13 protein-coding genes and 3 pseudogenes are annotated in these 15,300 nt (G+C 34.4%); 9 read left to right on the top strand and 7 right to left on the bottom strand.

What is annotated here, in order from left to right; all coding sequences use genetic code 11:
* Positions 1-107 precede the first annotated feature (107 nt).
* The 5 genes from CN514_RS01505 to CN514_RS01485 all read left to right on the top strand — a co-directional run bounded on the left by CN514_RS01505 (position 108) and on the right by CN514_RS01485 (position 5,223).
* On the top strand, positions 108-677 hold the full coding sequence (locus CN514_RS01505; protein ID WP_098231066.1) for a TVP38/TMEM64 family protein: 570 nt from the start codon (positions 108-110) through the stop codon (positions 675-677).
* Positions 678-917: 240 nt separating this feature from the next.
* Positions 918-2,255 (top strand): NAD(P)-dependent oxidoreductase, encoded by a 1,338-nt coding sequence (locus tag CN514_RS01500; protein ID WP_098231065.1) that lies wholly within the window; start codon positions 918-920, stop codon positions 2,253-2,255.
* A 16-nt stretch (positions 2,256-2,271) separates the two neighbouring features.
* On the top strand, positions 2,272-3,579 hold the full coding sequence (gene preA, locus CN514_RS01495) for an NAD-dependent dihydropyrimidine dehydrogenase subunit PreA (RefSeq protein WP_098231064.1): 1,308 nt from the start codon (positions 2,272-2,274) through the stop codon (positions 3,577-3,579).
* The gene (hydA, locus tag CN514_RS01490) at positions 3,576-4,997 is read left to right on the top strand and encodes a dihydropyrimidinase (RefSeq protein WP_098231063.1); all 1,422 of its coding nucleotides are present in this window, start codon (positions 3,576-3,578) and stop codon (positions 4,995-4,997) included. The genes preA and hydA overlap by 4 nt, the downstream gene beginning before the upstream one ends.
* A 4-nt stretch (positions 4,998-5,001) precedes the next feature.
* Complete coding sequence (locus CN514_RS01485; RefSeq protein ID WP_098231068.1) at positions 5,002-5,223, top strand: hypothetical protein; 222 nt, start codon at positions 5,002-5,004, stop codon at positions 5,221-5,223.
* A 436-nt stretch (positions 5,224-5,659) separates the two neighbouring features.
* Here the strand turns inward: CN514_RS01485 and CN514_RS01480 are convergent, their stop codons facing one another.
* The 6 genes and pseudogenes from CN514_RS01480 to CN514_RS01460 form a co-directional block, all read right to left on the bottom strand.
* A complete protein-coding gene (locus CN514_RS01480) occupies positions 5,660-7,126 on the bottom strand; it encodes a CoA-acylating methylmalonate-semialdehyde dehydrogenase (protein WP_098231062.1) in 1,467 nt (488 codons plus the stop codon).
* Positions 7,127-7,144: 18 nt separating this feature from the next.
* Positions 7,145-8,518 carry an aspartate aminotransferase family protein gene (locus CN514_RS01475; protein WP_098231061.1) on the bottom strand — a complete coding sequence of 458 codons (1,374 nt, stop codon included), beginning with the start codon at positions 8,516-8,518 and terminating at the stop codon, positions 7,145-7,147.
* A gap of 198 nt (positions 8,519-8,716) precedes the next feature.
* Positions 8,717-8,857, bottom strand: a pseudogene (locus tag CN514_RS26745) (spore germination protein); the annotation flags it as partial.
* 25 nt (positions 8,858-8,882) lie between these two features.
* A pseudogene (locus CN514_RS26740) lies at positions 8,883-9,044 on the bottom strand (spore germination protein); the annotation flags it as partial.
* A 135-nt stretch (positions 9,045-9,179) separates the two neighbouring features.
* Positions 9,180-9,809, bottom strand: a pseudogene (locus CN514_RS26320) (spore germination protein).
* Between the two features lie 575 nt (positions 9,810-10,384).
* Positions 10,385-10,804, bottom strand: coding sequence for a CBS domain-containing protein (locus CN514_RS01460; RefSeq protein WP_098231058.1), 420 nt, complete (start codon positions 10,802-10,804; stop codon positions 10,385-10,387).
* Positions 10,805-11,071: 267 nt separating this feature from the next.
* Here CN514_RS01460 and CN514_RS01455 point away from each other — a divergent pair, with 267 nt between their 5' ends.
* Both CN514_RS01455 and CN514_RS01450 read left to right on the top strand, forming a co-directional pair.
* Positions 11,072-11,782, top strand: a complete 711-nt coding sequence (locus tag CN514_RS01455; RefSeq protein ID WP_098231057.1) for an SDR family NAD(P)-dependent oxidoreductase — start codon at positions 11,072-11,074, stop codon at positions 11,780-11,782.
* 12 nt (positions 11,783-11,794) lie between these two features.
* The gene (locus tag CN514_RS01450) at positions 11,795-12,163 is read left to right on the top strand and encodes a MerR family transcriptional regulator (protein ID WP_098231056.1); all 369 of its coding nucleotides are present in this window, start codon (positions 11,795-11,797) and stop codon (positions 12,161-12,163) included.
* A 41-nt stretch (positions 12,164-12,204) separates the two neighbouring features.
* On the opposite strand, the gene CN514_RS01445 is transcribed toward CN514_RS01450, so the two are convergent.
* Positions 12,205-13,455, bottom strand: coding sequence for a cation:proton antiporter (locus CN514_RS01445; RefSeq protein ID WP_286141506.1), 1,251 nt, complete (start codon positions 13,453-13,455; stop codon positions 12,205-12,207).
* Positions 13,456-13,647: 192 nt separating this feature from the next.
* Here CN514_RS01445 and CN514_RS01440 point away from each other — a divergent pair, with 192 nt between their 5' ends.
* Both CN514_RS01440 and CN514_RS01435 read left to right on the top strand, forming a co-directional pair.
* Positions 13,648-14,988 (top strand): TrkH family potassium uptake protein, encoded by a 1,341-nt coding sequence (locus tag CN514_RS01440; RefSeq protein WP_098231055.1) that lies wholly within the window; start codon positions 13,648-13,650, stop codon positions 14,986-14,988.
* Between the two features lie 33 nt (positions 14,989-15,021).
* A partial coding sequence (locus CN514_RS01435; RefSeq protein WP_141529278.1) for a potassium channel family protein occupies positions 15,022-15,300 on the top strand: 279 nt, incomplete at its 3' end.

Genomic DNA, 15,300 nt, shown 5'->3' with positions numbered 1-15,300 from the left:
AGTAAATAGATTTTAATTTATGGAAGATTTATGTATTTTTGTAACCTTAGCTTTTTTATCATACTAAATGTTGTACAATTAAGTGGTTAAAAAAATGGGGGAAAATTATGACACTTTCTGCAATTGAACATTTTTTAAATACATATAAAGACTATGCTGTGATACTTAGTATTTTAATTAATGTTCTAATTAGTATTGTTGGTATTATACCAGCTTGGTTTTTGACAGCAATCAATATTAAATTATTCGGTTTTACTAGTGGATTTTTAGTCTCTTTCATAGGTGAATTAGCTGGTACATTCGTATCTTTTATTTTATATAGAAAGGGTTTACAAAAAAGATTTATTAGTAATTCAACAAAATTTAAAGGGTTAAATAGGTTATTAAGCTTAGAAGGAAAAGAAGCATTTTACGGTGTGTTATTTCTGCGTTTTATTCCTTTTATTCCATCTAGTTTGATTACTTTATTTGCTGCCTTTGGAAAAATCACATGGTCAAGTTTTATGTTAGCTAGTTTGATTGGTAAGCTACCTGTCATATTATTTGAATCGTATTCTGTTAATCAAGTGTTAGAGTTCACATTATTCGGTAAAGTCATTTTGGGGCTGTTAATTATCGTCTTGCTAATCTATTTTTATAGAAAACGACTTAATGTTTTTGTGAAGAATAAAATTTAAGAAAAATGTAAAAGAGCTCAAACCTAATATAAAGGTTTGAGCTTTTATTTTTTCTAAATACTTCTAAATAGAAAGCTTTAAAAATCATTTTTTTAACACTGACACCCCTTTACATAAACATGTCTAAATTAATTTATTTAATCATATATTGAAATACCTCAATTTTAGAAATAGCTTTAATGAATCGTATATTCTGCTTTCTTAAAAAGTAACTTTATAGCTACTAGGAGGGTGTTGTTAGTGAGTAGAATCTCGTCGAAGGATTTATCGAAGAATTTTGAAGAAGTACATCCTGGATTATCTGAACGTGAAGCATTTGAAGAAGCACATCGCTGTCTATATTGCTATGATGCTCCATGTATTAAAGCGTGTCCTACTGGGATTGACATTCCTACGTTTATTAAGAAAATTGGTTCAGGTAATTTAAAGGGATCAGCTAAAACGATTATGTCATCAAATCCCGTTGGAGCAAGCTGCGCTCGAGTTTGTCCTACAGAAGAACTGTGCGAGGGTGCTTGTGTACTCAATCATTCGACAAAACCAATCATGATTGGAAATTTACAACGTTATGCAACAGATTGGGCGATCAAAAATAATCAAGTATTATTTAAGGCTGGAAATAAAAATGGAAAAACAGTTGCTATTGTGGGTAGCGGACCATCCGGTTTAGCTGCTGCTCGTGAACTTGCCCTACTTGGTTATGATGTAACTATTTATGAAGCGGAAAATCATGCAGGAGGATTAAATCGATATGGAATTGTTTCGTTCCGTCTTCCAAAAAAAATATCTAGCTGGGAAGTTCAGCAAATAGAAAAATTAGATGTGAAAATTCATACGAACACTAGAGTTGGAGCGGATATATCATCAGACTATTTAGTAGAAAACTATGACATGGTAGTGTTGGCAGTAGGTATGGGAAAAGTACCGATGCTTGATATAGAAGGAGAGGACTTGGACGGAGTATATGATGCAATTGATTTAGTGAAAGAGACAAAATTGGGCGAGTTTACAAATCGCTTTATAGGTAAAAATATGGTTGTGATTGGAGCTGGAAATACGGCAATTGATGCAGCGACATGTTCGGTTCGTTTAGGTGCAGGCAATGTGAAAATTTTATACCGCAGGACGCAATCAGAAATGTCTGCTTATCAATTTGAATATGATTTTGCTAAGCAGGATGGTGTGGAATTCCGATGGCTAACTTTACCAATCAGAATAATTGGTGAAAACGGAAAAGTAATCTCAGTTGAGTGTGTTCGATTGGAGTTAGGTGAAGTGGGTAAAGACGGTCGCCGTCGACCTGTGCTTATTCCAGATTCAAATTTTACGATTCCAGTTGACGGAGTCATAAAAGCGATCGGGCAAACTCGTTATACAGAGTTAATCGAACAATTTGGGTTAGAACATAATGATGGAGTTGTAAAAATTAACAAAGAAACGTTTCAGACTTCAAATCCTAAAGTATTTGCTTGTGGTGATGTCATATTTGGAAAAGGGCAAGGGGAAGCGATGGTCGTGACTGCAGCAGAGCAAGGTAAAGAAGTAGCTTATGCGATTCATAAGCAGCTAAACCATTAAAAGGAGGTTTTTTTACATGGCAGATCTACGAATAAATCTTGCAGGTATACAGTCACCTAACCCATTTTGGCTAGCTTCTGCTCCTCCAACAAACTCAGGGTATCAAGTCCAACGTGCATTTGAGGCTGGTTGGGGAGGGGCAGTTTGGAAAACATTAGGAGAACCGATTATTAATACTTCGTCCCGATTTGCTGCGATTAACTTCAACGGACAAAGAGTTGCGGGATTTAACAATATCGAACTCATATCTGATCGACCTCTTGAAGTAAATTTAAAAGAAATTTACGAAACGAAAAAAAGATTTCCAGACCGAGCGATTATCGCATCGTTAATGGTTGAGCCGCAACAATATAAATGGCATGAAATTGTAAAAAGGGTAGAGGACGTTGGTGTTGATGGATTAGAACTGAACTTTGGCTGCCCACACGGAATGGCAGAAAGAGGAATGGGATCTGCATCCGGTCAAGTTCCTGAATTAGTAGAGCAACAAACATATTGGGTAAAAGAAGTTGCAAAGACACCTGTTATTGTAAAACTAACTCCGAACATTACTGATATTACTGTAACGGCGGAAGCGGCAGTTCGAGGTGGAGCTGCCGCAGTCAGTATGATTAACACGATCAACAGTTTAATGGGAGTAGATTTAGATTCTTGGAATACGGTTCCACATGTTGCCGGGAAGGGAGCACATGGTGGATATTGTGGACCTGCAGTAAAACCAATTGCATTAAATATGGTGGCAGAATGTGCACGTAACCCACGAATATCAGTACCAATTTCCGGTATTGGAGGAATATCGAATTGGCAAAATGCAGTAGAGTTTTTATTAATGGGAGCGACTGGTGTTCAAGTTTGTACGGCAGCGATGCATCATGGATTCCGCATTGTAGAAGACATGATTGATGGGTTAACTAATTATTTAGACGAAAAAGGTCTTTCTTCAGTAACTGAACTAGTTGGTAAAGCAGTTCATAAGTATTCGGATTGGGGAAATTTAGATTTAAATTATCAAGTAGTTGCTAGAATTGATACTGAGGAGTGCATTAACTGTAATAAATGCCATATTGCTTGTGAAGATACATCACACCAATGTATAGATATGGCAATCGATGAAAATGGAAAGTCATTTTTAAAGGTTCGGGAAGAAGACTGCGTAGGGTGTAACTTATGCAAAATCGTTTGTCCGGTGGAAGATGCAATTAAAATGGTAGAAGTTCCAAGTAAACAACCTTCGATGACTTGGAATGATCGCCAACATGCTTTAAAGACATTAGCAAGATCTAATCAATATTCAATTTTAAAGGGGGGAAGGAAAAGAAAATGAAGAAAATCATACGCAACGGAACGATTGTCACTGCAACGGATACTTATAAGGCTGATATTTTAATAGAGGAAGATAAAATTACTTCAATTGGATTAAATTTAGATCGGACAGATGCTGAAATGATTGATGCTTCAGGTCATTATATTTTTCCAGGTGGAGTAGATCCGCATACACATTTAGATATGCCGTTTGGTGGAACTGTCACAAAGGATGACTTTGAATCTGGAACGATTGCGGCCGCTTTTGGGGGAACAACAACAATTATTGATTTTTGTTTAACGAATAAAGGAGAACCACTCCAAAAAGCAATTGAAACATGGCATGAAAAATCGAAAAATAAAGCAGTGATCGATTATAGTTTTCATCTTATGATTGGCGAAATAAACGATGATGTATTACAAGAGTTACCTAGAGTCATTGAAAAAGAGGGAATCACATCATTTAAAGTATTTATGGCATATAAAAATGTATTTCAAGCGGATGATGCGACATTGTACCGTACTTTATTAGCAGCAAAAGAATATGGGGCATTAGTAATGGTGCATGCGGAAAATGGAGATGTTGTAGATTATTTAATCAATCAAGCTTTAGCTGAAGGGAAAACTGAGCCTATTTACCATGCATTAACACGGCCTCCAGAAGTAGAAGGTGAAGCAACTGGAAGAGCAGCTACATTAACTGGTTTAGCAAATTCACAATTATATGTTGTCCATGTTACTTGTGCAGAGGCTGTTGAAAAAATAACGGAAGCACGAAATATTGGAATCGATGTATGGGGAGAAACATGCCCACAATACTTAGTGCTTGATCAGTCTATGTTAGAAAAGCCTGAATTTGAAGGTGCAAAATATGTTTGGTCTCCTCCTCTTCGCGAAAAATGGAACCAAGACGTGCTATGGAATGCTTTAAAAAATGGAAATCTACAAACGTTAGGGTCTGATCAATGTTCATTTGACTTTAAAGGACAAAAGGATCTAGGTCGAGACGATTTTTCAAAAATTCCTAACGGAGGACCGATGATTGAAGATCGAGTAAGTATATTATTCTCTGAAGGAGTTAAAAAAGGCAGAATATCATTAAATCAATTCGTTGATATCTCTTCTACTAGAAGTGCAAAGCTATTTGGTTTATATCCCGGGAAAGGAACTATAGCAGTCGGTTCAGATGCTGATTTAGTTATTTTTGATCCGAATAGTAAACGAACGATTTCTTCAGAAACACACCATATGGCAGTCGACTATAACGCATTCGAAGGGATGGAAGTGACTGGCGAGCCAGTGAGTGTCTTAGTACGTGGAGAATTTGTAATAAGGGAAAAGCAATTCATAGGGAATGCGGGTAGTGGACAGTACTTAAAGAGGAAAAAGTATGGTGAAACTAGATTAATAGAAGAGATTAGTCATGAAAGGAATGAGTAAATTAATGTCAACATACAAGGACTTTTTAATCGAAAGAAATCAAATCGATTCCCTTGTAAAAAAAGGCTACAAGATTAAGAGTGTAAGAGAAACGCTAGACGGAGCTTATGTTGACTTTGAAAATCAAGATGAAGAGGAGAAGTTTATCACTCTTCATATAATGAATGCTGACGCACGGAAATATTTTGGAGTGTTAATTGTTAAGCAGTTGGGGATTCATTTGTGAGAATTAGTGAATTGCAAATAATTTGGGCGAATCGCAATTAAAATGGCCGAATCACAAATAAAAATGGTGAATCGCAATTAAAAAGTTCGAATCGCAAATAAAAATGATGAATCGCAATTAAAATGGCCGAATCACAATTAAAAATGGTAATATCGCAAATAAACTTAAAATTTGAGTGTTTCTTAAGGTTAAACTTTTAAGAAAATAGGTTAAGTTAACAAAAATATAAAAATGGCTCTAATATCAGCTGTTTTTGCTACGTTATTTAAAGGATATACAAAGGAATTCATCGAGCGGGACAGAACGAAACTCAATTCGATCAATAATTTCAAATCGCATCTCATCCGTAAGTACTAACGGGATATGCGATTTTTTCTATTTAATAAGGCTTTCCCAGTAGTCAATTACCTAAACTAATGGAAAAGCCCAATTTTATTTACTCTAATCTACTCGTAATCATTTTTTTCCTTGTATAGAATTCGACCCCATCTGCGCCATTTGCGTGTAGGTCACCATAGAACGAGTTTTTCCAACCAGAGAATGGGAAGAAAGCCATTGGTGCCGGTACGCCAATGTTTACTCCGAGCATTCCTACTTCAATGTTTTCCCTAAAGTATCGAATACTCGATGCACTGTCTGTAAAGATACAAGCTCCATTACCAAAATCTGATTTGTTCGTTAGCTCAATCGCTTCTTCTAATGTTTCGACTCTAACGATTGAAAGCACTGGTGCGAAAATTTCTTCTTTCCAAATTTTCATAGATGGATTCACGTTATCAAAGATTGTTGGGCCAATAAAATAGCCCTTTTCTTTTCTAATTAAATCATTTCGCCCATCTCGTAATAAAGTTGCACCTTCGTTTATTCCACATTCTATATATTGTTCCGTTCGTTCACGATGTTCCTTGCGAATAACAGGACCTAGGAATACATCTTCATCCAATCCATTTCCGATCGTGATGTTACCCGCTTCTATTTTTAATCTCTCTATTAAAGGGTCGGCAATGTCGCCAACCGCTACGACTACTGAGCAAGCCATGCATCTTTCACCTGCAGAACCGTATGCAGCTGTAACGATTTGCTTAACCGATTCATCTAGGTTTGCATCCTGTAAAACGATACTATGATTTTTAGCACCAGCCAAAGCTTGAACACGTTTACCATTTGCAGATGCAGTTTTATATACATATTCCGCCACTGGCTGAGAGCCTACAAATGAAATGGCAGGAACATCTTTATTTTGAAGTAATTCGTTTACAATTTCATGTGCTCCGTGAACAATATTGAATACACCCTTTGGCAGACCAGCTTCGGTAAAGAGCTCTGCTAAACGATTTGCAAGTAGTGGTGTCCGTTCAGAAGGCTTCAAGATAAACGTGTTTCCACATGCAATCGCTAATGGGAACATCCAGCAAGGAACCATCATTGGGAAATTGAAAGGCGTTATGCCTCCGACTACACCAACAGGATAGCGATACATCGCCGATTCAATGTTTGTAGCAATATCAGGTAATTGTTTACCCATCATTAATGTTGGGGAGCCGGCAGCAAATTCTACACATTCAATTCCACGTTGAACTTCTCCATATGCCTCAGTGAAACTTTTGCCATTCTCAATCGTTATTAAATTAGCAAGTTCATCCCAATGTTTTATAAGCAATTGTTGGTATGAAAATAGTATTCTTGCTCTTTTTGGAACAGGTGTTTTACTCCATGTTGTAAAAGCTTTTTTAGCTGCTTTTACAGCATTTTCTAAATCTGATTTAGTTGAGAGAGGTACAAATGCTAATATTTCTTCAGTAGCAGGATTTGGAACGGGAATTGTTTTGGCATTTGGTGATGCTTCAATCCATTCGCCATTTATAAAATTTTTTAATACCTTTATATTAGTTTGTGTAGACAAGAATATCACCCCGTACGATTATAGTTTTGAGAATGCTTTGTTTAAAGTATTTACAATAAAATCAAGCTCTTCATCAGTTGTTGTAAATGGAGGAGAAAGAGTAAGGATATTATTATAGCCCGGAACCGTATCTCCGTTTCGACCGATTATTAATCCTTGTGCCTTACATTCGGTTATTATTTTTAATACCATTTCTGGACTAGCAGGTTTTTTACTTTTTTTATCTTCAACAAGCTCAATTCCTGCAATAAAACCAAAACTGCGGATATCCCCAACATTTTTAAAAGTGAGTAAACTATCTAATTTTTTACGAAGCTCATCACCTAAATAGGCAGCGCGTTCTATTAAATTTTCACTTTCAATTATTTCTAAGTTTTTAAGTGCTACTGCACATGAAGCTGGATTTCCTCCGAATGTGTTAACATGACGAAAATGATTATCTGTTCCTGGTTGTTTAAATACTTCATATAGATCGCTACTTACTGCAGTTGCCGAAAGAGGAGAATAGGCGCTTGTCATTCCTTTAGCCATTGTGACGATATCTGGTTTTATACCGAAGTTTTGATGTCCAAATTGTTTTCCAGAGCGGCCAAAACCACATATTACTTCATCAACAATTAACAAAATACCAAATTTATCGCAAATTTTTCGAACCTTCGTTAAGTATTCTGCAGGTGGTACTATAACTCCTCCACCTGTAATAACCGGCTCCATTATAATCCCTGCAATCGTTTCAGCACCTTCGTAATTAATAACATCTTCTATTGCAGTTGCACATTGAATACCGCAATCACCATACGTTTTACCAAAAGGACATCTGTAACAATAAGGAGGTGCCACATGCTGAAAACCTGAAGAAAGAGGTTCATATTTAACTTTTCGGTTAGCTTGACCAGTAGCACTTAATGCGCCCATAGAATTACCGTGATAAGCACGATATCTTGATATAAATTTATAACGTAAAGGCTCTCCGTTTTGCTGGTGGTATTGTCTAGCAATCTTAAAAGCTACTTCATTAGCATCAGAACCTGAATTAGAATAAAAAATACGATAGTCTCCATCTAACCATTCATTTAACTTCTCAGCTAATAGAATAGAAGGAACATTAGATTGGGACATTGGTACATATGGAATTGCTTGAATTTGTTCAGAAGCCGCTTTAGCAATTTCTTCACGCCCGTAACCTACATTTACGCACCATAATCCCGACATACCGTCTAAATAATTTTTTCCGTCAATATCAGTTACTGTGCTATTTTTTCCCGAAACTAAAACCATTGGGTTTGGATTATGAGGAGACATATGATGCCATACGTATTTTTGGTCTAATTCGAGAAGTTCTTCCTTAGTTAGGGAAGTAGATTGAGTGCTTTTTAGAGTTTTATTTTTCATTTAAGTGTCACCAACTTTCACTATTCTAGTCTTATTGAAATCTTAATTTTACATCTTTATTAATTAATATTACGGAGTGGAGCATATTATCCTAATACGATTAGACAAATTGTTAGATCGATAACAGAAACGGGATATACGCAAATAAAAAAGGAGCACTAATCATGTAAAGTGCACCTTTAAATTAATGATTGAAAGCTATTTCTTAACCTTATGTGGGTATGTATGCCTACTATTGATTAAATTACACAAATCTCCACGAAATAAAACATCTTTGAATTCCTTGTATTGAAAAGGAATAAAGGGAGCTAAATAAGGTACTCCAACTGATTTTAGGTGATGCCATGTATACGATAGTAAGTAGGAATCCTAAAGACATACCAGTTAATCCGAAATAATAACCTATAAATAGAAATACGAATCGAAGAACACTCATTACACCCCATAGTCCTCCTGCTGTTAGTGACATACTTGCTAAAAAGTTTATACCCACAACGATTAAGCTTAATGAATGGACTAATTTAGCATCAACAGATGTTTTTGAGTGACACTAATAAAACCGTCGATTTAGGAATACGTAATGATGTTTCTGAAAGTAAATCAAAAATAAATTGTAAAAAGATAATTTCTAAAGGTAACGGTAATAGTGTATCTGATTGTGTTAAAAGTTCTTTACTAAACTTACATCTATTTCTTTTATCTTTCTACTACTTTCCTCAAGTACTTTTTTGTCAACAAATCCATCAATGTAAACGATTGCCACATCAGTCTTTGATTTCTTTCCAATTGAAAAGTTCTCAACTGCAAAATCCGGAGTTTGAATCATATTCCTAAGAAGATTCACATTTACTTTTAACTGTTCATTAAATTCAACTAATGATCCTTTACCGGTTCTTTGTGTATCGGGTCCGGTTAGAGCTCTCCCAATCAGCTGAATCGGCTAAAATCCCTTCGTCATACCGTCAATCAAAACAAGTGCCTTACCTTTTGTTAAAGCTAAATAGATTTGATCCAATTCAGTAACAATAGTCACATCAATAATTGAAATACTTTCTGACACGATTGTTTCCAAATTTCTTATTTTTGAAAGCTCCTGCAATGGTTTAAGAATATTTTCTTGTAAGTTGATCGTATCCGTTATTCCATCAATATAAAGAATGGCAGCATCTCGAGCACTATCAATTGTAAATGAACGTCTTTTCAAATCCGCTGATTTATAAATGGCTTCCTCTATTTGTTTAAGATTTTTATGCAAACTAATCGATAAAGAAGCAAAATTAATTTCGTTCATAAAATCTCTCCTAAGATTAAAGAAATAAATACATATTAGAAAGAATTACCTAAAAGGAATGAATGAAAACGGAAATAAGGTGTACATCTACGCAGATAAATGATGAAATGTTGAAAAAAATAGTGGACTGCAAATAAAATCTGAAAATCGCAATTAAAATTGGCAAAACTGCAATTAAAATTAGAGCTGCATCGCAAATAAAATTAAAGATTACCCATACCAGTTAAGGTATTATGACCTTAAAATTGTATAATCCTAGTTACTTACAAATGAATAACTAGCTAGAATGTTCTTATTCCTACTAAATCGAATAAAAATTTGATGAAAATCTGTAAATAATCATCAAAAAATAAAAAATACGGATAAGATACCTCCTACAACGTAGATTAACATTGTCCAGAACTATATATGTAATGTTCCCTAAGCGTTCGTACATTCTTTTAAAGATCATTTGTTTTTACAAATAATGAGGGTGGGGCCTTCGTATCAGATAAGCTGACTTTTATTTCGTTTCTTTAATAAATAAGAGCAACTACAAAAACACTGTAGTTGCTCTTTTCGTATTATGAAAAGCTTTAAATACTTTCACTTTCTGATAATATTTTCTTACTACAATACTCAATAATTTCTCTTCTCTTTACCATGCCAATAAAAACTTCATGATCGTCAATTACTGGAATGAAGTTCTGATTAATTGCTCTTGTAAATAAATCTTCAATTTGTGCATTGATTGAGACTGGTGCATAAACATTATGCAAGGAAATTTCATTTAGATTTATTTTTCCTGTATTAGAAAAAGATAAACTTTCCGTATTTTTTAATTTCCATAATAAATCACCTTCAGTTAGCGTACCAACATATTTGCCGTTATCATCAACTAAAGGAATTGCTGTAAAACGATGATGCTCCATTTTTTCAAGAGCTTGACGCATTGTCGAATTGATATTCATATAAACAAGTTCATTTTTGGGGGTAAAGAAAAACGCGATATTCATTTTTCGTACTCCTTAATTTTTCTGGATATAAAGTTTGCTATAATGTTGCAGTTTATAACTTCAATTCCGTTTTTTAGTAGCGGTATCTGTTTAATCATTGTGATTTGATTAAAACATAAATAAAATATGTTTTTCAACGATTACCTCATATTCATTTATTATTATTAAATTTAATAAAAATATAATTAAAACCCTTGACCTACACTAAGGTTTAGGCTGTAATCTCTGATTTGTAAGCAACAAAATAATAAATCGGAGGAAATGAATATGACAAAATATGCATTGGTAACAGGTGCGAATAAAGGAATTGGACTAGAAGTAGTTCGTCAATTAGCTGAAAAGGAATATCATGTATTTTTAGGTTCCCGAAATGAAAAGCTCGGGATAAATGCAGTGCAGACTCTAGGTTTTTCAAATGTTACATTTATTCAAGTTGATGTTACTTGCACACAATCTATTCAGGATGCTTTAAATAAAATTTTGAAAGTAACTGACAACTTAGATCTCTTAATCAATAATGCAGGAATTGCCCCAGATTTTCATATTTTGCCAAGTGAAATCAAACTTGAAACTTTACGCCAAGCATTTGAAGTTAATTTCTTTGGAACGTTCCAAATGATTCAAATATTTTTACCACTGGTTAAAAAGTCTGAACGTGGAAAAATTATTAATGTTACGACAGATATGGCATCACAAACATTATTTGATCGTGGAGAAACTGCATCAATCAATATACTTGGTTATAATTCTTCAAAAACTGCTAATAATTCATTAACACTAACATTTGGGAAAGAATTCGGAAGTAACGGTCCTGAAATTTTTGGTGTTACACCAGGTTTTACAACGACTGATCTAAACGGAAATACACCTGGAGGAAATACAACTGTAGAAGGTGCTAAAATTATCACAGACTATGCAATAAGTGATGTAAACTACAATGGAAAAATTCTAAATTCAAAAGGAATTATGCCTTGGTAAGAATGAGGGTTTATGAACTATACAATTGGACAAGTAGCAAAGTTGAATAGCTTAACAATTTCTCAATTAAGATACTATGATAAACAAGGCTTGTTACCTTTTCTAAAAAGAACTGAAAGTGGAGATAGAATTTTTGATGAGGACGCACTTAAATTTATCGAGATGATTTTATGCTTAAAAAACACAGGTATGCCTATTAAGAAAATAAAACAATTCGTTGACTGGTCAATGGACGGGGAAGAAACATTAAAACAACGTCTAGACTTGATGAAACAGCAAGAAAAAAATGTTTTAGATCAAATAAAGGAAACCGAAGAAAATTTAAAGAAAATTCAACGGAAAATTGCGAAATATGAACTTGAGATTAATGAAAGAAAGTAAAAAAGACAACGATTTAGTTGTCTTTTTTACTTGGACTAAAATTAAATACATGCATCGGATTTTTCAACTGTAATACCTAATTTTTTTGCAACAAAGCCTGTTGTACTAGCTTGTATAAGAATGGTCATTAATATTGCGATGAATGTGACAGTTGTAATTTCGTCTGCATAATCCACCCCTGCTGCAACAATCATCCCGGAAAGTGCTGCAGGAATAACGCCTGTTTCACGTACCCAGAACATAAAAATAATTTCATTCCATTTCCATTTTGCAATACGATCAGGCCATGTACAAATAAGAACAGTAACTGGTCGTGCAATAAACATGAAAATTAGAACAATCAATATTCCTTGTAACCAAAATTTGCTTAAAATATGAAAATTTACTTGGGAACCAAGCAGCATAAAAATAAGTGTTCTCATAATTAATGTTGTTGAATCTGAAAAATGAGCGTCGGTTGATTTCGTTTTATCTGATATTTGAAAATGAAATAATTGAGGATTACCTAATATAAGTCCAGCTGTAAATGTTGCCATAAATCCACTTGAATGGATATATCCAGCTAAAAGATATGAACTGATTGCAGCGACAAAACTTACAATTGTACTAAATCTCTTAAGCAATTCCCATCTATGCTCTGAAGTTAGAAATACAGCTAGGAAACCTACAACTACTCCTACTATAATTCCACCACCAGCTTCTCGAACAAAGCTCCATATGCTAGATGTAATAGATAATTGTGTTTGTCCTAAAATAACACCGAGAATCGTAAATGCTAATATGGAACCTGTTGCATCATTAAAAGCAGATTCGCTTTCTACTGTTTGTTTAACTTTTTCTCGAATTGTAACTTGTTTAAAGACAGGAATCAAAGTAGCTGGGTCTGTTGATGCAATAACTGAGGCAAGCAACAGTGCATATAAAATAGGCAGTTTTAGTAAATAAAATGCAGTAAAGGCTACGACTGTAGCTGTAATAATCACACCAAGAATCGATAAAAGGGAAATCGTAATCCATACTTCTTTTAGAACTGAGAATTGAATACCCCTACCTCCTTCAAACAAAATTAGTACCGATCCAAGGACAATGATAAATTGATAAGCAGGCGATTCATTTGATAATGAAATTAAGTTTAGTCCAGGCTGACCCAATATAATACCCAATATCATAAACAAAGCAACATCAGGTATTTTAATTTTTTCAGCAAATTTCATAGCTAACAATCCAAAAATTAAGACAATAATGATGATATATAAATGATGTTCTACGACATTCATTACCTTAGATTCCAATTAAGTTGCCCCTCTCAACACTTTTCAACTAATCATAGATTGACCTTTTTGTACTAGAAATATTTATTAGCTATTACGTGTTTAGAATAAAGTAATTATAATTTTTCTTCATTGGGAATTATAATGTTGAAAGTTTGAATGGGAGAAGTAGATTTCCTTTAAAAATAGGCAAAAAAGAGAGGTAGTACTACTATGAAAAAAAAGTTGGAACCTTCGTTAGATCCTTCTAAAGTTTTAGTGTCTGGATTTGCCCTGATTATTTTAATTGGTAGTATTCTTCTAACTCTTCCAATTGCAACAAGGGATGGTGAAGGTCTTAAGTACTTAGATGCATTATTTACTTCTACTTCTGCTACTTGTGTAACGGGACTAGTTGTTGTGGATACTGGAACAACATTCACCTTATTTGGGCAATTAGTTATTTTGTTACTCATACAAGTTGGTGGATTAGGCTTTATGACTTTTGCAACCTTTTTTGCTGTTATTTTAGGGAAGAGAATTTCCTTAAGGGAACGTTTACTACTGCAAGAGGCTTTAAATAACTTATCGATTGCAGGGATTGTTCGTTTAGTAAAGAGAATCCTTATTTTTACTTTTATTATTGAGTTAGTTGGTGGGATTTTGTTAGCAATTCGTTTTGCCTTTGATATGCCACTAAATAAAGCTATTTATTATGGAATATTTCATTCTATTTCAAACTTTAATAACGCGGGATTTGATTTAATGGGTGAATTTAAAAGTCTAACCGGTTATGTAGCTGATCCCCTTGTTACGATTGTTGTCTGTTTATTGATTACACTTGGTGGAATTGGTTTTATTGTAATGAACGAACTGTATGAATTCAAACATACTAAAATGCTCTCTTTACATACAAAAGTTGTTCTTCGTACAAGCATTATTTTATTGTTAGTAGGAACTGTTTTAATATTCTTATTGGAATTGCATAATCCAAAAACATTGCAACCATTATCGTGGTCAGGAAAATTACTTGGTTCTTTATATCAATCCGTGACACCTAGAACAGCGGGGTCAAATACATTGAATATTCCTGATTTAACGCAAACCACTCTTTTCATTACGATTATTCTTATGTTTATTGGAGCATCCCCAGGTTCTACCGGTGGTGGGATTAAAACTACTACATTTGCTACTTTATTGGGAGCGGTTAGGTCTCAGGTTAAAGGGAAAGAAGATGTAGTTTTATTTAATAGAACGGTAATGTACGATACGATCTATAAGGCGCTTACTGTAACAATAAGTGGTCTTCTAATTGTAATGGTTGTTACTTTGGTTTTAACGATAACGGAACATGGTAAAGACTTCTTGATGATATTTTTCGAAGCAACTTCCGCATTCGGCACGGTTGGATTATCTATGGGCTTGACACCGGATTTAACGCCGATTGGAAGAATTCTAATTATATTAACAATGTTTGCTGGTAGGGTAGGCCCATTAACGATTGCTTTTGCTGTCACTTTAAAAAGAAAATCGGATCCATTTAAACGTCCGAAAGGAAAAATTATGATAGGGTAAGTAGACCATAATGATTTTATAGGAGCATGTTATATGAAAAAACAATATGCAGTCATTGGACTTGGAAGATTTGGTTCGGGTATTGTAAATACTTTATTGGATCATGGAAATGAAGTGTTGGTTATTGATAATAATGAAGAACGTATAAATGAGATTGCAGATCGAGCGACCCATGCGGTAATAGCAGATTCAACAAATGAGGAGTCATTAAAAGCAATAGGAATCGGCAATTTCGACACAGTCATAGTAGCGATTGGAAATGATATGCAAGCCAGTATTTTGACAACATTAGTGTTGTCAAAATACTGGCTT

This window comes from Bacillus sp. AFS001701 (genome assembly GCF_002559405.1).
In the GTDB taxonomy this organism is placed as follows: Bacteria; Bacillota; Bacilli; order Bacillales; family Bacillaceae_G; genus Gottfriedia.
The sequence above is the reverse complement of the archived record's forward strand: the minus strand, read 5'-3'. Positions and strand labels throughout refer to the sequence as shown.